The sequence below is a fragment of the Mycobacterium kyorinense genome (genome assembly GCF_002101735.1).
Lineage (GTDB): Bacteria > Actinomycetota > Actinomycetes > Mycobacteriales > Mycobacteriaceae > Mycobacterium > Mycobacterium kyorinense.
In genome coordinates this window covers 1-20,738 of record NZ_LQPE01000112.1, presented here as the reverse complement: position 1 = coordinate 20,738, position 20,738 = coordinate 1, and the positions used below count along the sequence as shown (strand labels likewise).

Below are 20,738 nucleotides of genomic sequence, written 5' to 3'. Positions count from 1 at the left end.
CCCAACCGGTTGTTGCGTACCAATTGCAAGCGACCACGCCAGCCACACCAGGGACTTTGTCGAAACACCGGACCGACCATGTTGGACTTCAGTACAGTTTGGAACGGTTGCACTCATGTCGACTGGACCCTCTGGAGAGCCGTGAGCATCAATCCGTTTGACGACGACAATGGCACCTTTTTTGTCTTGGTCAACGACGAGGAGCAACACAGTCTGTGGCCGACCTTCGCCGATGTTCCTGCGGGTTGGCGGGTGGTTTACGGCGAAGCGGACCGCGCTGCGTGTCTGGACTACATCGAACAGAACTGGCCCGATATACGGCCGAAGAGTCTGCGCGACAGGCTGGCAGAAAGTCGAGCTTTTGATCAGTAAATCCGTGGGGGGAGTGCGATGGAACATGGTGACCGCGTCTTCCCGCTGACGCGGGAACAACTGGATATCTGGCTCGCGCAGGAAACGGGTCAGTCCAGTACGGGGTGGCAGCTCGGCTTATTGGGCCGCGTCGAGGGCGCGATCGATCCTGACTTGCTCGAGTGGGCGATCCGCCGAACCGTGCGCGAGGCCGAACCGCTTAGAGCTGCCTTTTTCCAGGTCGACGGCCAGGTCTTCCAAAAGTTGGTCGACGACCCGGACGTCGAGCTTGCCCGCTACGACCTCACAGCGTCGGAAGATCCGGTGGCGGAAGTCCATCGGGTGGCCTCGTCAATCCAGCGCACGCCGATGCCGCTCAGTGGTCCGCTGTTCAAGTTTGCCTTGCTGCAGACGCGGGTCGACGAGTTTTATTTGTTCGCGTGCTGCCATCACATCGTTGTCGACGGAATCGGTCTGGGGCTTATTTGCCATCGGTTCGCAGCGGTATATTCTGCCGTCGCTTCCGGAACGTCGATTCCGCCGGCTTTTTTCGGGTCGCTGAATGATCTGATTGACTGCGAATCAGAATACGAAGCCTCGGCCGACTATCTGAATGACGAGGCTTATTGGGCTGAAAACCTTCCGCCGGAAAATGTCGCGGATTACCGGTTTACGGATGCGAGCGCAGACGGGCGTCAACCGGGCGAATCTTCCCCACCGGTCCGATTGAATCCGTCCGTGGTTGCCGCCGTTGACGAGTTGTCGCAAACGTTGGGGGTAGATCGGCCGTCGGTGATTACTGCCGCGTGCGCCCTTTTGGTGCGCGGCTGGAGTCTCGACGGTTCCGAAGTCGTGCTCGACTTCCCGGTGAGCCGGCGTGTGCGGCCGGAAACCAAGACGGTGCCCGGCATGGTGTCCGGGATCGTACCGTTGGTGTTGAAAGCTGCGCCGGGGTCTGCAGTCGCCGACTTTTGTGCACATGTCCACGCGCGGATGCAAGAAGCGCTGCAGCATCAGCGGTTTCCGGTGCACGTTCTCGAGAACAAGACGCGTCGCGGCTCCGGGCAACCGTCGAATCGGGTCGTGGTCAACTTCATTCCGACCACACGCATGGGGCAGTTCGGTGGCGCGCCGGCATGGGCCACGCTCACCCATGCCGGCCTCGCGGACCAGTTTGGGATGTTCTTTTTCGGCTCGGGCGATCAGCTGTTCCTCAGCACGCCGGGTGCCGGGCGGTTGCTTCCCGACTGTGACGTCAGCGATTTAGCCGAGCAGTTGGAGCGGGTGTTGGTGGCGATGACCGCCGACCCGCGGCGAGGTTTGTCGTCGGTGAATCTGCTTGACGAGCGACAGATCGCCCAGTTGGACGGGATTGCTCACCGGGCGGTGTTGAGCCAGCCGGCGACCAAGGTGTCGATCCCGGCGTTGTTCGCCGCGCAGGTGCGGCGGACCCCGACAGCGGTGGCCCTGGTGTGTGGCGATCGCTCGTGGACCTACCGCGAGCTGGAGGAGGACGCCAACCGGCTGGCGCACCTGCTTGCCGAGCACGGAGCGGGCCCGGGGCAGTGCGTGGCGCTGCTGTTGGGTCGCTCGGCCGAGGCCGTCGTGGCGATCATCGCAGCGCTCAAGACCGGCGCGTCCTATATGCCCATCGACCCGGCGCACCCGCAGGCGCGGATCGAGTTCATGCTTGCCGACGCCGCGCCGATCGCGGCGGTCACCAACGCGCAGCTTGCCGACCGGCTGGCCGGGTGCGGCCTGCCTGTCATCGATGTCGAGGACCCCGCTGTCCAGCACCAACCCGAAACGGCGCTGCCCGAGCCGGACCCGGACAACGTCGCGTACGTCATCTACACCTCGGGCACCACCGGTGTCCCCAAGGGTGTGGCGGTGGCCCACCACAACGCCACCCAGCTGCTGGAGACGCTGGATGCCGGTCTGCCGCGGCCGGGCGTGTGGACACAATGGCATTCCCTGGCGTTCGACGTGTCGGTGTGGGAGATCTTCGGCGCGCTGCTGCGCGGCGGACGGCTTGTGGTGGTGCCCGAGTCGGTGGCGCGCGCAGCCGACGACTTTCATGACTTGCTGGTGGCCGAGCACGTCGACGTCCTGAGCCAGACCCCCTCGGCTGTCGCGGTGCTGTCGCCGCAAGGCCTGGAGTCCACGGCGTTGGTGGTGGCGGGTGAGGCGTGTCCGGCCGAAGTGGTGGACCGGTGGGCACCCGGGCGGGTGATGATCAACGCCTACGGCCCCACCGAGACGTTCTATCCGGCGATGACCGCGCCGTTGGCCCTGGGCTCGGGAGTGCCGCCGATTGGTTCGCCGGTGGCGGGGGCGGCGATGTTCGTGCTGGATGGCTGGTTGCGTCCAGTGCCCGCCGGCGTGGTCGGTGAGTTGTATCTGGCCGGTCGGGGCGTGAGCTATGGGTACGTGCGGCGGGCCGGGCTGACCGCGTCGCGGTTTGTCGCCTGCCCGTTCGGCGGAGCCGGGGCTCGGATGTATCGCACCGGGGACCTGGTGCATTGGCGCGCCGACGGGCAGCTGCAGTATGTGGGGCGCGCCGACGAGCAGGTCAAGATCCGCGGGCACCGCGTCGAGCTCGGTGAAGTCCAAGCCGCTCTGACCGGGTTGGACGGCGTCGAACAGGCGGCGGTCATCGCCCGCGAGGAACGCCCCGGCGACAAGCGCCTGGTGGGTTACGTGACCGGCACGGCGGATCCGGGCGAGCTCCGAGCCGCGCTGGCCGAGCGGCTGCCGGCCTACATGGTGCCGGCCGCGGTGGTGGTGTTGGAGGAGCTGCCGCTGACGGTCAACGGCAAACTCGACAAGCGGGCGCTGCCGGCACCGGAGTACACCGCCGGCGGATACCGGGCGCCCGGCAACCCGGTCGAGGAAATTCTGGTGGGCATCTACGCCCGGGTGCTGGGTATCGAGCGGGTCGGGGTCGACGACTCGTTCTTCGACTTGGGTGGGGACTCACTGTCGGCGATGCGGATGGTCGCCGCCGTCAACAGCAGCCTGCAAGCCGACCTTGCGGTGCGCACCGTGTTCGAGACGCCCACGGTTGCCCAGCTGGCGTCGCGCATCGAGGTGGGCGCGACCCGGCTGCCGCGGCTGACGGCCGCGCCGCGGCCCGCGGTGATCCCGTTGTCGTATGCGCAGAGCAGGTTGTGGTTCATCAACCAGCTGCAAGGCCCCTCAGCGGTTTACAACATGGCAGCGGCGTTGCGGCTGCGCGGGCGACTTGATGTCGATGCGCTGAGTGCGGCGATGGCCGACGTGGTGGGCCGCCACGAGAGCCTGCGCACGCTGTTCCCGGCGACAGACGGCACGCCGCAGCAAGTGGTTGTCCCCGCCGAGCGGGCCGAGCTGGACTGGCAGATCATCGACGCGAGCGGCTGGCCGACAAGCCAGCTGGATGAGTCCATTGGCGCCGTGGCCCGCCACACGTTCGATCTGGCCAACGAAATCCCGTTGCAGGCAAGGCTTTTCCGTGTCAGCGACGACGAACACGTGCTGGTGGCCGTGGCGCACCACATCGCCGCCGACGGCTGGTCGATCACCCCGCTGGTGCGGGACCTGGGCGCGGCCTACGCCAGCCGGTGCGCCGGGCAGGCTCCGCAGTGGGCCGAGTTGCCGGTCCAGTACGTCGACTACACGCTGTGGCAGCGAAAGATCCTCGGTGACCTGGCAGACGGCGACAGCCCGCTGGCCGCGCAGCTGGCCTACTGGGAGGAAACTCTGGCCGGCATGCCCGAGCGGCTGCAGCTGCCCACCGATCGGCCGTACCCGGCGGTTGCCGATCAGCGCGGTGCCACCTTATCGGTGAACTGGCCGGCCGAGTTGCAGCAACAGATTGCCCGGGTAGCCCGCGAGCACAACGCAAGCAGCTTCATGGTGCTGCAGGCTGCCCTGGCTGTGCTGCTATCGAAACTCAGCGCGAGTTCGGATGTGGCCGTTGGCTTTCCGATCGCCGGACGCCGCGACCCCGCACTGGACGATCTGGTGGGGTTCTTCGTCAACACGCTGATATTGCGGGTCGACCTGACTGGTGATCCCAGCGTGGCTGAGCTGCTGGCTCAGGTGCGACAGCGCAACCTGGCCGGCTACGAGCACCAGGACGTCCCCTTCGAGCTCCTGGTGGAGCGGCTCAATCCCGTTCGAAGCCTGGCACATCACCCGCTGGTACAGGTGGTGCTGGCCTGGCAGAACTTCCCCGGGCACGCCAACGAACCCACCGGCGGGTTGGCGTTGGGTGATCTGGAAGCAACCCGGCTGCCGGTGGACATCCGCACCGCCCGCATGGACGTGACATTCTCGCTGGCCGAACGCTGGACCGACACTGGAGAGCCCGCGGGAATCGGCGGAGACGTCGAGTTTCGCACTGACGTGTTCGATGCCGACACCATTGAGGGCCTTATCGGGCGGTTCGAGCGGGTGTTGACCGCGATGACCGCGGACCCGGCGCGACGGCTGTCGTCGGTGGATCTTCTCGACGACCCTGAGCACGTCCGCTTGGAGGAGTGGAGCAACCGGGCGGCGTTGACCCGACCGGTGACCACAGCCTCGGTTCCTGGGTTGTTCGCCGCGCAGGTGGATCGGACGCCGGAAGCGGTGGCGCTGACCTGCGACGGTCGTTCACTGTCCTACCGCGAGCTTGACGAAGCGGCTAACCGGTTGGCGCACTTGCTGATTGGCCACGGTGCACGTCCAGGCGCGTGTGTGGCGATGCTTTTGCCTCGTTCGGCCGAGGCGATCGTGTCGATGCTGGCGGTACTCAAGACCGGGGCGGCATACCTGTCGATCGACCCGGAACATCCGCAGGCGCGAATCGAGTTCGTGCTCGCCGACGCCGCGCCGGTGGCGGTGATCACCACCGCCGAGCTGGCCGAGCGGGTAGCGGAGCATGACGTGGCCACCGTCGATATCGACGACCCGGAAATCGACGCCCAACCTTGCAGCGCGCTACCAGCGCCGGCGCCGGACGATATCGCTTACGTCATCTACACCTCGGGCACCACCGGGGTGCCCAAGGGCGTGGCGATCACCCATCACAACGTGAATCAACTTTTTCCCTCTGCCGACTTGGGCATAACCCCCGGGCCGGGTCAGGTGTGGAGCCAGTGTTTTTCGCATGCCTTCGACTTCTCGGTGTTGGAGATCTGCGGCGCGTTGTTACACGGCGGGCGGCTGGTGGTGATACCCGACTCCGTGACGCGTTCCCCGGCCGATTTGCACGATGTCCTGGTTGCGGAACATGTCACCGTCTTAGGGCAAACACCTTCTGCCGCAGCGATGTTGTCACCGCAGGGACTGGATTCGACGGCGTTGATCGTGGGCGGTGAGCCGTGTCCGGCCGAGGTGGTGGACCGGTGGGCGCCCGGGCGGGTGATGGTCAACGGCTACGGTCCCACCGAGACCACGGTGTATGTCGCCGCGAGTGCGCCGTTGACGCCAGGGTCGGGGTCGCCGCCGATCGGGTCGCCGGTGAGGGGCGCGGCATTGTTCGTGCTGGATCGTTGGTTGCACCCGGTGCCCGCTGGTGTCGTGGGTGAGCTCTATGTGGCCGGTGCCAGGGTGGCCCTTGGGTATTGGCGCCGAGCCGGTTTGACGGCGTCGCGCTTTGTGGCCTGCCCGTTCGGAGGCGCGGGAGCGCCGGGAACACGTATGTATCGCACCGGCGATCTGGTGCGCTGGCGCAGCGACGGTCAGCTGGACTACCTGGATCGCGCCGACGAGCAGGTCAAGATTCGCGGGTATCGCATCGAGCTCGGTGAAATCCAGTCGGCGTTAAGCGGTTTGGACGGCGTGGAGCAGGCGGTGGTGATCGCCCGCGAGGACCGTCCCGGTGACAAACGCCTGGTCGGCTACGTCACGGGCACCGCAGACCCGTCCGAGGTCCGCGCCGCGTTGGCCGAGCGGCTACCGGCATACATGATCCCGGCGGCGGTGGTGGTGTTGGAGGAGCTGCCGCTGACGGTCAACGGCAAAGTGGACACTCGTGCCTTGCCGGCACCCGAATACACCGCGGCCGGATATCGCGCGCCGGGCACCCCGGTCGAGGAGATCGTGGCCGGTATCTGCGCCGACGTGCTGGGTGTGGAGCGGGTCGGGGTCGACGACTCGTTTTTCGACCTGGGTGGGGATTCACTGTCGGCGATGCGCCTGATTGCGGCGATCAACACCAGTCTGGACGCCGACTTGGCGGTGCGTGCGGTGTTCGAAGCGCCCACGGTCGCCCGGCTGGCGTCGCGCATTGAAGTCGGCGCGGGCCGGCCGCGGTTGGTGCCGGCTGAGCGGCCCGCGGTGATTCCGTTGTCGTATGCGCAGCAGCGGTTGTGGTTCATCGACCAATTGCAAGGACCCTCGCCGATCTACAACATGGCCGCGGGGCTGCGCCTGCGTGGTCGGCTGGATGCCGACGCGCTGGCTGCTGCGCTGGCCGACGTGGTGGGCCGCCACGAAAGCCTGCGCACGTTGTTCCCGGCGGTCGACGGCACACCCCGGCAAGTGGTGATCCCTTGTGACGACGCCGATTTCGGGTGGCAGGTCGTCGATGCGGCCGGCTGGTCGGCGAGCGAGCTGGACGACGCCATCAACGCAGCGGCATGCCTCACGTTTGACCTGGAAACCGAGATCCCTTTGCGGGCAAGGCTTTTCCGCATCGCCGACGAAGAGCATGTGCTGCTAATCTTGGTGCAACACATCGCCGCCGACGGCTCGTCGCTGAAGCCGCTGGCTGCCGATCTGGGGATGGCATACGCCAGCCGCTGCGCGGGCCAGCCCCCCGGCTGGGCCGAGTTGTCCGTGCAATACGTCGACTACACGCTGTGGCAGCGTGCACACCTTGGCGAACTGCAGGATCCGGACAGCCCCATCGCCGCCCAGCTGGCCTACTGGGAGCGGGCCCTTGCCGGGATGCCCGAGCTCCTTGAGCTGCCCACCGACCGGCCCTACCCGCCGGTCGCCGATCAGCGCGGCGCCAGCGTCGAGGTGGATTGGCCAACGGAGCTCCAGCAGCGGGTGGCCCGACTGGCTCGCGAGCACAATGCGACCAGCTTCATGGTGATCCAGGCCGCGCTGGCGGTACTGCTGGCCCGGCTCAGCGCCAGCAGCGACGTGGCCGTGGGCTTCGCGGTCGCCGGCCGTGACGATCCCGCCCTTGACGACTTGGTGGGGTTTTTCGTCAACACTTTGGTGCTTCGGGTACAGCTCCCGAGTGACGCCACCTTCACCGAACTACTGGGTCAGGTTCGGGCCCGCAGTTTGGAGGCGTACGAACACCAAGACGTGCCTTTCGAATTGCTGGTGGAGCGGCTCAACCCGTCCCGGTCGCTGGCACACCATCCCCTGATTCAGGTGATGGTGGCCTGGCAGAACTTCGCCGGGCACACGGACCCGGCGTCAGGGTTGGTGCTGGACAGCCTTGACGTCACGCCGATGCCCGTGGACACCCACAGCGCCCGGATCGATTTGGCGTTTTCGGTCGGGGAGCGTTTCACCGAGGCCGGTGAGCCCGCCGGGATCGGTGGGGCGGTGGAGTTTCGCACCGACGTGTTCGACGCCGAAACCATCGAAACGCTGATCGACCGCTTGGAGCGGGTCCTGGTGGCAATGACCGCCGATGCCACGCAACAGTTGGCTTCGGTGGACCTGCTCGACGAGCCCGAGCATGCCCGGTTGGACGAGCTTGGCCACCGGGCGGTGTTGAGTGCGGTCACGTCGCCGCCTGCGTCGATCCCGGTTTTATTCGCCGCCCAGACGGCCCGGACCCCGGAAGCAGTGGCCATCAGCTGCGGCGGCCACTCGGTGACCTACCGCGAGGTCGAGGAGTCGGCGAACCGTTTCGCGCACCTGTTGGCCGGCAATGGAGTCGGTCCCGGACGCGTGGTGGGGTTGCTGGTGGAACGGTCGGCCCGGGCCGTCGTCGCGATCCTGGCGGTGCTGAAGACCGGTGCGGCCTACCTTCCCATCGACCCGGCGCACCCACGGGCTCGGATCGGGTTCATGCTCAGCGACGCCGCGCCGGCGGCGGTGATCACCACCGCCGATCTGGCCGGGCGGCTGGAGGGACACGACGTGCTCGTCGTCGACCTCGACGATCCCGCTGCCGAGGCCCAACCCGCCAGCGCGTTACCGGCTCCGGGGCCGGACGACATCGCCTACATCATCTACACCTCCGGCACCACCGGGGTGCCCAAGGGCGTGGCGGTCACCCACCACAATGTCACCCAGCTGCTGGAGTGGTCGGAGCCGCCGCTGCCGGCGGGGCCGGCGCGGGTGTGGGCGCAGTGCCATTCCTATGCCTTCGACCCCTCGGTCGAAGAGATCTGGGGCTCGCTGCTGCACGGCGGGCGGCTGGTGGTGGTGCCCGAAGCAGTGACGCGGTCGCCGGAGGACTTCCACGACCTGCTGGTCGCCGAACAGGTCACCGTGTTGAGCCAAACCGCGTCTGCGGTCGCGATGCTGTCCCCGCAGGGCCTGGATTCCATGGCGTTGATTGTGGGCGGTGAGCCCAGCCCCGCCGAGGTGGTGGACCGCTGGGCGCCCGGGCGGGTGATGGTCAACGCCTACGGCCCGACCGAGACCACGGTGTGCGCATCCCGGAGCGCGCCGTTGGCGCCGGGGTCGGGGATGCCGCCGATCGGCTCGCCGGTGGCGGGCGCGGCGCTGTTCGTGCTCGACGCCTGGTTGCGCCCGGTGCCCACCGGTGTGGTCGGCGAGTTGTACGTGGCCGGTCGCGGCGTGGCGTGTGGCTATTGGCGGCGGGCCGGGTTGACCGGGTCGCGGTTCGTGGCGTGCCCGTTCGGCGGCGCGGGTCAACGGATGTACCGCACCGGCGATCTGGTGCGCTGGCGCGCCGACGGGCAGCTGGACTACGTGGGTCGCGCCGACCAGCAGGTCAAGATCCGCGGGTATCGCATCGAGCTCGGCGAAATCCAGGCGGCCCTGCTCGGCCTGGACGGGGTCGAGCAGGCGGCGGTGATCGCCCGCGAGGACCGCCTCGGTGACAAGCGGCTGGTCGGTTATGTCACCGGCACGGCAGACCCCGTCGACGTCCGCGCCGCGCTGGCCGAGCGGCTACCGGCCTACATGGTTCCGGCCGCGGTGGTGGCCTTGGAGGCGTTGCCGCTGACCGTCAACGGCAAACTCGACGCACGCGCGCTGCCCGCGCCCGAATACACCGATGTCGAGCGTTACCGCGCTCCGAGCAGCGCGGTCGAGGAAATCCTGGCCGGCATCTACGCGCAGGTGCTGGGCCTCGAGCGCGTCGGCGTCGACGACTCCTTCTTCGACGCCGGCGGCGACAGCATTTTGGCGATGCAGGTGGTGGCACGCGCCCGCGCCGCGGGCCTGATGTGCCGGCCGCGCGACGTGTTCGTCGAACAGACCGTGGCCCGGCTGGCCCGAGTGGCCACCGCGGCCGACGGGGAGGCAGACGCGGTCGACGAGGGCATCGGGCCGGTGACCCCGACGCCAATCATGCGCTGGCTCAACAGCATTGACGGCCCGGTGGATCAGTTCAACCAGACGATGCTGGTGCAGGCCCCGGCGGGCGTCACCGAGGCCGACGTCGTGGTGTTGTTGCAGGCCTTGCTGGATCGGCACGCCATGCTGCGCGCACGCGTCGACGACAGCGCGGACGACTGGTCGCTGACCGTGCCCGAGCCGGGTTCGGTCGATGCACGCGACTGCCTGCAATCGGTGGATGCGTTGTCCGACGAGGCAGTGGTCAAGTCGCGGTCCCGGTTGAACCCTGCCGACGGGATGATGCTCAGCGCGCTCTGGGCGGCCGACAGCGGCCAGCTGGCGCTGATCATCCATCATCTCGCGGTCGACGCGGTGTCCTGGCGCGTGCTGTTGGAGGACCTCAACACGGCGTGGGCCCAGCACCGCGGCGGGCAGCCGGTTGTGTTGCCGCCCTGGGGGACCTCATTTGTTCGCTGGGCATCGCTGCTCAACGAGTACGCGCACCGCCCCGACGTGGTGGCACAAGCCGACGCCTGGAAGCAGGTGGCGGCGACCCCGGCCACGTTGCCGCCGGTGCGCCCGGACGTGGACACGCTGGAAAGCGCTGGGCTCCTGTCGGTGTCGCTGGATCCCGAGACCACCGCGATGTTGCTCGGGGAGGCGTCGGCAGCGTTTCACGCCGGGGTGCACGAAATCCTGTTGATCGCATTGGCTTTGGCCGCGGCAGAGTTTGCCGGCAACGACGGCGCCCCGATCGGCATCGACGTGGAGGGTCACGGCCGTCACGAGGAGCTGAGCGCCGACATCGACTTGTCCCGGACCGTCGGCTGGTTCACCACCAAATACCCGGTGTCGCTGAGGATCGGCCGGCTGGACTGGGAGCAGGTGACCGCCGGCCAGGCCGAGCTGGGCGGGCTGATCAAGGACGCCAAAGAGCAACTGCGAGCCGTGCCGCACCCGTTGACCTACGGTCTGCTGCGCTACCTGAATCCCGATATCGACCTGGGTGGGTCGGATCCGCTGCTCGGGTTCAACTATCTGGGGCGGCTGGGCGCCGCGACGGGTGACGGCTTCGACGACCTGTGGCGGATCTCCCCGGACGGATGGGGCCTGACCGGCGTTGCCGCGGCTGTTCCCATGCCGCTGGTGCACACGGTGGCGGTCAACGCCGGCACCGTCGACACCGGCACCGGCCCGCAACTGCACGCCGACTGGAGGTGGGCGCCGTCGGCGCTGGATCACACCCAGGTCGACCGGCTGAGCAGGCTGTGGTTCGACGCGCTGGCCGGTATCTGCGCGCACGTGCGCAGCGGCGGGGGCGGGTTGACGCCGTCGGACATCGCGCCCGCGCGGTTGACTCAGCCCCAGATCGACGAACTGGCGCGGCAGTACCAAATCGCCGACGTGTTGCCGCTGACCCCGCTGCAACAGGGCCTGCTGTTCCTCGCCGGCACCACCCAAGGCAGCGACGACGTGTACGCACTACAGCTGGCGATCACGTTGAGCGGCCCGCTCGACCCTCATCGCCTGCGCGCCGCGGTGCAAACCGTGGTCAACCGGCACCCCAACCTGGTGGCCCGATTCTGCGACCAGTTCGACGAGCCGGTGCAGATCATCCCCGCCGATCCCGTCGCGCCTTGGCGTTACGTCGAGCTGGACGGTGTCGACGTCGAGGACCAGGTCCAGGCGCTGTGCGCCGCCGAGCGCGCCGAGGTCTGCGATCTGAGCGGTCAGCCGGCCTTCCGGGCGGCGTTGATCCGCGTCGCGAAAGATCAGCACCGATTTGTGCTGACCAATCACCACATCGTCTCCGACGGCTGGTCACTGCCCGTGCTGCTGCGAGAGATTTTCGCCGGCTTCAGCGGGCAGCGACTGCCTGCGGCCGGGTCCTATCGCAGCTTCCTCACCTGGCTGGCCGATCGCGACGTCGACGTCGCGCGCGCCGCGTGGAGCGACGTGCTCGCCGGCTTTGACACCCCAACCCTGGTGGGCCCGGCGCACAAGATGGGGCTGGGCGCGCGGGGGGTCACGTCGTTCACCGCTCCCGCGGAGACCACTGGGGCGGTCAACGAGCTGGCTCGGTCCTGCCACACCACCGTCAACGTCGTGCTGCAGGCCGCCTGGGCGCAGCTGCTGATGTGGCTGACCGGCCAGCACGACATTGCCTTCGGCACCACTGTCTCGGGCCGGCCGACCGAGCTGGCCGGCGCAGACTCGATGGTCGGCCTGTTCATCAACACCGTGCCGGTGCGGGCGCGCATCACGGCCTCGACCACCACCGCCGAGCTACTCGACCAGCTGCAACACGCCCACAACCACACCCTCGAGCATCAGCACTTGGCGCTCAACGAGATTCACCGCATCACCGGCCACGACCAACTGTTCGACACCATTTACGCCTACGAGAACTACCCGATCGACACCGGCGCGTTGGCCGGCGAGCACGAGTTGTCCGTCACCGGCTTCGAGAGCCGCGAATACAACCACTACCCGCTGACGATGCAAGCCCTGCCGGGCCGCGAACTGAACTTCCGGCTGGAATACGACACCGACGTGTTCGACGCGCAGAGCATCGAGGCGCTGGCCGGCCGGTTGCAGCGGGTCTTGACCGCCATGGCCGCGGACCCCGGGCGCAGGCTGTCGTCGCTGGATCTGCTCGACGACGGTGAGCGCGCGCTCGTGGACGGCTGGGGCAACCGGGCGGTGTTGGCCCGGCCGGCGACCGGAACGTCGGTTCCCGAGTTGTTCGCCGAACAGGTGACCCGTGATCCCGAAGCGGTAGCGATCACCTGCCAAGGCCGCACGATGACCTACCGCGAGCTCGACGAGGCGGCTAATCGGTTGGCACACTTGATGATTGCCCACGGTGCCGCCCCGGGCGCGTGCGTGGGTCTGCTGTTGTCGCGGTCGGTCGAGGCGGTCGTGGCGATCGTGGCGGCGCTCAAGACCGGGGCGGCATATCTACCGATCGACCCCGAGCATCCACGGACCCGGATCGGCTTCATGATCGATGACGCCGCGCCGGCGGCGGTGATCACCACCGCGGAGCTGGCCGAGCGGCTGCACGGGTTCGATGTGGCGGTCGTCGACGTCGACGATTCGGGTGTCGGCGCCCAGCCGAGCACCGCGTTGCCGGTGCCCGCCCCCGACTCCGTCGCGTACCTGATCTACACCTCGGGCACTACCGGGGTGCCCAAAGGCGTTGCCATCACCCACCGCAACGTCACTCAGCTGCTGGCGTCGTTGGATGCGGGGCTCCCGGCGGCAGGCGTGTGGTCGCACGCTCACTCCCTGGCATTCGACGTATCGGTGTGGGAGATCTTCGGCGCGCTGCTGCGCGGCGGGCGTGTGGTAGTGGTGCCCGACGCGGTGGTCGGCTCGCCAGATGAACTGTGCGCCTTGGTGAGTGGTGAACGCGTCGATGTCCTGACCCAGACCCCGTCGGCCGTACGGGTGCTTTCACCCGAGGCGCTGGACTCCGTGGCGCTGGTGACGGTCGGGGAGGCCTGCCCGGCCGAGGTGGTGGATCGCTGGGCGCCGGGGCGGGTGATGGTCAATGCCTACGGTCCGACCGAGACCACGATGTGTGTGGCGATCAGCGCGCCGGTGACACCGGGCTCCGGTGTGCCGCCGATCGGGTCGCCCGTGGCGGGCGCAGCGTTGTTCGTGCTCGACGCCTGGTTGCGCCCGGTGGCGGCCGGGGTGGTCGGCGAGTTGTATGTCGGCGGCGCCGGAGTGGCAGCCGGCTACGTGCGCCGGCCAGGGCTGACGGCATCTCGTTTCGTGGCCTGCCCGTTCGGGGTGGCCGGCACGCGGATGTATCGCACCGGGGACTTGGTGCGCTGGCGCGACGACGGGCAGCTGGACTACCTGGGCCGCGCCGACGAGCAGGTCAAGATCCGCGGGTATCGCATCGAACTCGGCGAAGTCCAGGCCGCGCTGGCCAAACTGGACGGCGTCGAGCAGGCGGCGGTGGTCGCCCGCGAGGACCGCCCCGGCGATCGGCGCCTGGTTGGCTATATCACCGGCACCGCAGATCCGGTCGAGCTTCGCGCACAGTTGGGGGAACGCTTGCCGGCCTACATGGTTCCGGCCGCGGTGGTCGCATTGGACGCAATGCCGTTGACGGCCAACGGCAAACTCGACACCCGCGCTCTGCCGGCACCCGAATACAGCGCGGGCCGGTATCGCGCTCCGGTCAACGCGGTCGAGGAAGTGTTGGCCGGCATCTACGCCCAGGTGCTCGGCCTCGAGCGGGTCGGCGTCGACGACCCCTTCTTCGACCTTGGCGGGGACAGCATTTCATCGATGCAAGTGGCGGCGCGGGCACGCGCCGCGGGCTTGATATGCCGGCCGCGCGACGTTTTCGTCGAGCAGACCGTGGCCCGGCTGGCCCGCGTGGTCGGCACAGCTGACGGCGAGAGCGGTCCGGTCGACGACGGAGTCGGCGAGGTCACTGCAACCCCAATCATGCGCTGGCTGAACAGCATTGACGGCCCGATCGATCAGTTCAACCAGACGATGCTGATCCAGGCCCCGGTGGGGGCCACCGAAGCCGACGTCGTCGTGCTGGTGCAGGCGTTGCTGGATCGGCACGCCATGCTGCGCGCGCGGGTTGTCGACGACGGGTCCTTGACCGTGCCCGAACCGGGGTCGGTTACTTCGCGCGATTGCCTGCACACCGTGGACGTGTTCTCCGACGAGGCGCTCGTCGAGGCGTGCTCGCGGCTGAACCCGGCCGGCGGGGTGATGCTGCGCGCGCTGTGGGTGAGCTCGACCAGCCAGCTCGCGTTGATCGTCCACCACCTGGCCATCGACGCGGTGTCGTGGCGAATTGTGTTGGAGGACCTCAACATCGCGTGGGCCCAGCACCGCGGCGGGCAGCCGGTGGCGCTGCCGGCCTGGGGAACCTCGTTTGCCCGCTGGGCATCGCTGCTCACCGAGTACGCACACCGGCCCGACGTGGTGGAGCAGGCCGACGTCTGGAAGCAGGTCGCGGCGGCCTCGACCGCGCTGCCCGCGGTCAGACCAGACATCGATACCTATGAGACCGCCGGACATTTGTCGCTGTCGGTCGACGCCGAAACCACCCAGACGCTGCTCGACGAGGTATCCGTGGCGTTTCACGCCGGGGTGCACGAAATCCTTTTGATCGCACTGGCTTTGGCGGTCGCGGAGTTCGTCGGCAACGGCAGCGCGCCGATCGGCATCGACGTGGAAGGCCACGGGCGTCACGACGAGCTCGGCCCCGACGTCGACCTGTCGCGCACCGTGGGGTGGTTCACCACCAAATACCCGGTGTCGCTGACGGTCGGCGGGCTGTCCTGGGCCCAGATCGCGGTCGGCGAGACGGCCCTCGGGGCGCTGATCAAGGACGCCAAAGAGCAGCTTCGCGCCCTGCCGCACCCGTTGTCCTACGGCGTGCTCCGCTACCTGAACGACGACGTCGACCTCGACGGGTCGGATCCGCCGATCGGGTTCAACTACCTGGGCCGCCTGGGCTCGGCCGGCGACGCGATCGGCGAGGGCTGGCGACCCTGCGAGGACGCGTTGTCGTCCATCGGCGCCAGTGCGGCGATACCGATGCCGCTGGCCCACACCGTGGAGGTCAACGCCGGCACGCTCGATACCGGTGGCGGCGCCCGGCTGCACGCCGATTGGCGGTGGGCGCCTTCGGCTCTCGACCACGAAGCGATCGGCGAACTGAGCCGTCTCTGGCTGGAGGCCCTGGCCGGCATTTGCGCCCACGTACGAGCCGGCGGCGGCGGGCTGACACCGTCGGACGTCGCACCGGCGCCGTTGACCCAGCAGCAGATCGACCTGCTGCAGCGCCAACACGACGTCGCCGACCTATTGCCGCTGACCCCGGTGCAGCACGGTCTGCTCTTCCACGCGAACACCGGGCACCACAACGACGACGACGTGTACGCGCTGCAGCTGGATTTCACCGTCGTCGGCCCGCTCGACCCGCACCGGCTGCGCGACGCGCTGCAAACGGTGGTCAGCCGGCACCCCAACCTGGTGGCCCGATTCTGCGACGAGTTCGACGAGCCGGTGCAGGTCATCCCCGCGAATCCCGTCGCGCCGTGGCGCTACGTCGAGCTGGACGGCGCCGACGTCGAGGACCAGATGCAGCGGCTGCGCGCGGCCGAGCGCGCCGCGGTCTGCGAACTGGACGACGAGCCGGTGTTCCGGGCGGTGCTGGTCCGCACCGCACCCGGTCAGCACCGGTTCGTGCTGACCAATCACCACATCGTGCTCGACGGCTGGTCGATACAGATCCTGTTGCGGGAAATGTTCGCCTGTTATTACGGGCAGCCGCTGCCCGCACCCGCGCCGTATCGCAGCTTTCTTACTTGGCTGGCCGACCGAGACGCCGAGGCCGCCCGCTCTGCCTGGCGCGAGGTCTTCGCCGGCTTCGACAGCCCCACACTGGTCGGGCCCGCGCAGCGGTTGGAGCTGGGCACCCGGGGCGTCAAGTCGTTCCAGATCGCCGAGGGCACCACGCAAGCGGTCAGCGAGCTGGCGCGGTCCTGCCACACCACCGTCAACGTGGTGCTGCAGGCCGCGTGGGCGCAACTGCTGTGCTCGTTGACCGGCCAGCAGGACGTCGCCTTCGGCACCACGGTCTCGGGCCGGCCGGCTGACGTCCCCGGTGCGGAATCGATGGTGGGCCTGTTCATCAACACGGTGCCGGTGCGGGCCCGCATCACCGCGACAACCAGCGCCGCAGAGCTGCTGGACCAACTGCAACGCGCCCACAACGACACACTCGACCACCAGCACCTGGCGCTCAGCGAGATCCACCGTGTCACCGGCCAGGAGCAAATGTTCGACACGCTGCTGGGTTACGAAAACTATCCCCTGGACGCCGCCGCGCTGTCGGGGGACTACGAACTGGCCGTCACCGAGATCACCAGCCGCGACTACAACCACTACCCGATCGCGATCCGGGCCATGCCGGGCCGCGAACTCGGGCTTCGCGTCCAATTCGACACCGACGTGTTCGACGCGGACAGCATCGAGGCGCTGCTCGGCCGGTTGCAGCGGGTGCTGGTGGCCATGACCGAGAACCCCACGCGGGCACTGTCGTTGGTGGATCTGCTCGACGCCGACGAGCACGCCCGGCTGGACGGCTGGGGTAACCGGGCGGTGTTGACGCGGCCCTCGACCGCGGCGTCGGTTCCTGAGCTGTTTGCCGCGCAGGTGGCGCGCACCCCGGATGCGGTGGCGCTGTGCTGCGAAGGCAGTTCGATGACCTACCGCGAGCTCGACGAGGCCGCGAACCGGTTGGCGCATGCGCTGGCCGAGCAGGGTGCGGGCCCGGGCCAGTGTGTGGCGCTTCTGTTTTCGCGGTCGGCCGAGGCGATCGTGGCGATGCTGGCGGTGTTCAAGACCGGGGCGGCGTACCTGCCGATCGACCCGGCGCTGCCGGCGGCGCGGATCGGGTTCATGCTCGGCGACGCGGCGCCGATCGCCGCGGTGACCACCGCCGAGCTGGCCGGGCGACTTGACGGGGCAGACGTGGCGGTCATCGACATCGACAACGCCCGAATCCTGACGTATCCGACCGCGGCTCCGCCGGCGCCGGCCCCCGACGACATCGCTTACGTCATCTACACCTCGGGCACCACCGGTGTGCCCAAAGGCGTTGCGGTTACCCATCACAACGTCACTCAGCTGATGGCGGCGCTGGATGCGAGCATGACGGCGCCGGGACCGGCGAAGGTGTCGACGCAGTGGCACTCCTACGTTTTCGACGCCTCGGTCCGGGAGATCTGGGGCGCGCTGCTGCACGGCGGGCGGCTGGTCGTGGTGCCCGAGTCGGCGACGCGTTCAGCGGAAGACTTCCACGCCTTGCTGCTCGCCGAACAGGTCGGCGTGGTCAGTCAAACCCCGTCTGCGGTGGCGGTGCTGTCGCCCGACGGCCTGGGATCGGCGACCTTGGTGGTCGGCGGGGAGGCCTGCCCGGCCGAGCTGGTCGACCGCTGGGCACCCGGGCGGGTGATGATCAATGCCTACGGCCCCACCGAGACCACGGTGGACGTGACGGTCACGGCACCCTTGACACCGGGATCGGGTACGCCGCCGATCGGCTCGCCCGTGCCCGGGGCGGCGTTGTTCGTCCTCGACGGCTGGTTGCGGCCGGTGCCGGCTGGTGTGGTCGGCGAGTTGTACGTCGCCGGCCGCGGCGTGGCTTGCGGCTACCTGAATCGAACGGCCTTGACCGCGTCGCGGTTCGTGGCCTGCCCGTTCGGCGCGGCCGGCACCCGGATGTACCGCACCGGGGACATGGTGCGCTGGCGCGCCGACGGTCAGCTGGATTACCTGGGCCGGGCCGACGAGCAGGTCAAGATCCGCGGGTACCGAATCGAATTGGGCGAAGTCCGGGCGGCCCTGGCCGCGCTGGAAGGCGTGGAGCAGGCCGCGGTGATCGCCCGCGAAGACCGGCCGGGCGACAAGCGCCTGGTGGGATATGTCACCGGGACGGCAGACCCGAGCGCGATCCGCGGCCAGCTGGCCGACCGGTTGCCCGAGTACATGGTCCCCGCCGCGGTGGTAGCGCTGGAGCAGCTGCCGCGGACCGTCAACGGCAAGCTCGACACCCGCGCCCTGCCGGCACCGGAGTATGGGGACACCGACCGTCACCGCGCCCCGACCAACGCCGTCGAGGAGATCCTGGCGAGCATTTACGGCCGTGTCCTGGGCGTCGAGCACGTCGGCGTGGACCAGTCGTTCTTCGACCTGGGCGGGGATTCGCTGTCGGCGATGCGGATGGTCGCGACGATCAACTCCAGCCTGAACGTCCGCCTGTCGGTGCGCGCGGTGTTCGAGGCCCCGACGGTTGCCGAATTGGCGCTGCGGATCGGTGGCGACGAGGGCCGGCTCGAGCCGTTGGTGGCGGTCGAGCGCCCGGCGGTGATTCCGTTGTCGTACGCCCAGAGCCGGTTGTGGTTCCTCGACCAATTGCACGGGCCCTCACCGGTTTACAACATGTCGGCGGCCCTGCGGCTGCGCGGGCCGCTGGATGCCGATGCATTCGGCGCGGCGCTCGCCGATGTGGTGGCCCGCCACGAAAGCCTGCGCACCCGGTTCGCGGCGCCCGATGGGATACCTCAGCAGCTGGTGGTGCCCGCCGAGCAGGTCGACTTGAACTGGCAGGTCGTCGATGCCAGCGGCTGGCCGGCGGACCGATTGAGCGAGGCCATCGAAGCCGCGGCGCGTCACCCGTTTGATCTGGCATCCGAGATCCCGTTCCAGGCAAGGCTTTTCCGCATCACCGACCATGAGCACGTGCTGGTGGCCGTCGCGCACCACATCGCCGCCGACGGCTGGTCGATCACTCCGCTGGTGCGCGACCTGGGCGTGGCCTACGCCAGCCGACGGGCGGGGCGAGCGCCCGGGTGGGCGCCGTTGCCCGTGCAGTATGCCGACTACACGCTGTGGCAGCGCGCGCAGTTCGGTGATCTCGACGACAATGACGGCCCGCTGGCCGCGCAGCTGGCGTACTGGGAGGACACCCTGGCCGGGCTCCCCGAGCGCCTACAGCTGCCCACCGATCGGCCCTACCCGCCGGTTGCCGATCAGCGCGGCGCGATCGCGGTGGTGGACTGGCCCGCGGAACTGCAGCAGCGGGTGCGGGCGGTGGCCCGTGAGCACAACGCCACCAGCTTCATGGTCATCCAGGCCGCCTTTGCGGCGCTGCTGTCGAAGATCTGCGCCACCGGCGACGTTGCCGTCGGGTTCCCGATCGCCGGGCGGCGCGACGCGGCGCTCGACGAGCTGGTGGGCTTTTTCGTCAACACGTTGGTGCTGCGTGTCGATCTGACCGGTGATCCGACCGTGGCCGAGTTGCTGGCCCGGGTGAGACGGCGCAGTCTGGCCGCCTACGAGCATCAAGACGTGCCCTTCGAAGCGCTCGTCGAGCGACTGAACCCCACCCGAAGCCTGACCCATCACCCGCTGGTCCAGGTGTCGTTGGCCTGGCAGAACCTGCCCTGGCACGCCGGTGGCGCCGACGCCCGGCTGGCGCTGGGTGACCTGGAGGTCACCCCGTTGCCGACGAACGCCGACACCGCGCGGATGGATCTGACATTTTCGCTGGCCGAACGCTGGACGGACACCGGTGAGCCGGCCGGTATCGGTGGGGCGGTCGAATTTCGTACCGACGTGTTCGATGCGGCCAGCATCGAGGCCCTGATCTGGCGGTTCGAGCGTGTGTTGGCGGCGATGACCGCCGATCCGGCCCGGCGGTTGTCGTCGGTGGATCTGGTCGACGAGGCCGAGCTCGCCCGGCTGAACAGCTGGGGTAACCGGGAGGTGTTTTCCCAGCCCGCGACCGAGGCGTCGGTTCCGGAGTTGTTCGCCGCGCAGGTGGCCGGCGCGCCAGACGCCGTGGCGATCAGCTGCCTGGGCCGCTCGGTCACCTACCGCGAGCTCGACGAGGCGTCGAACCGGTTGGCGCACTTGCTGATTGGGCAGGGCGTTGGCACGGGTGCGCGCGTGGGGCTGCTGATGTCGCGGTCGGTGGAGGCGGTCGTGGCGATCCTGGCCGTGCTGAAGAGCGGCGCGGCTTATCTTCCGATGGACCCGGTGATGCCGTCGGCCCGGATCGGTTTCATGCTCGACGACGCCGCGCCGGCCGTGGTGGTCACCACCGCCGATCTGGCCGACCGGCTCGACGGGTTCGACGTGACGGTCGTCGACGTCAACGATATTGGCGCCCAACCGAATACAGCGCTGCCGGCGCCAGCGCCAGATGACATCGCTTACCTGATTTACACCTCGGGTACCACCGGTGTGCCTAAGGGGGTGGCGATCAGCCACCGCAACGTCACCCAGTTGTTGGGCTCCCTGGATGCGGGTCTGCCGGTGTCGGGGGTGTGGTCGCACGCTCACTCGCTGGCGTTCGACGT

2 protein-coding genes are annotated in these 20,738 nt (G+C 68.5%); both read left to right on the top strand.

Annotated features, from left to right (window positions below):
• Window positions 1-141: 141 nt before the first annotated feature.
• Complete coding sequence (locus tag AWC14_RS13600) at window positions 142-372, top strand: MbtH family protein (protein WP_045384953.1); 231 nt, start codon at window positions 142-144, stop codon at window positions 370-372.
• A gap of 18 nt (window positions 373-390) precedes the next feature.
• Window positions 391-20,738, top strand: a 20,348-nt coding sequence (locus AWC14_RS13595; RefSeq protein WP_142281688.1) for a non-ribosomal peptide synthase/polyketide synthase, incomplete at its 3' end; no start/stop codon positions are given.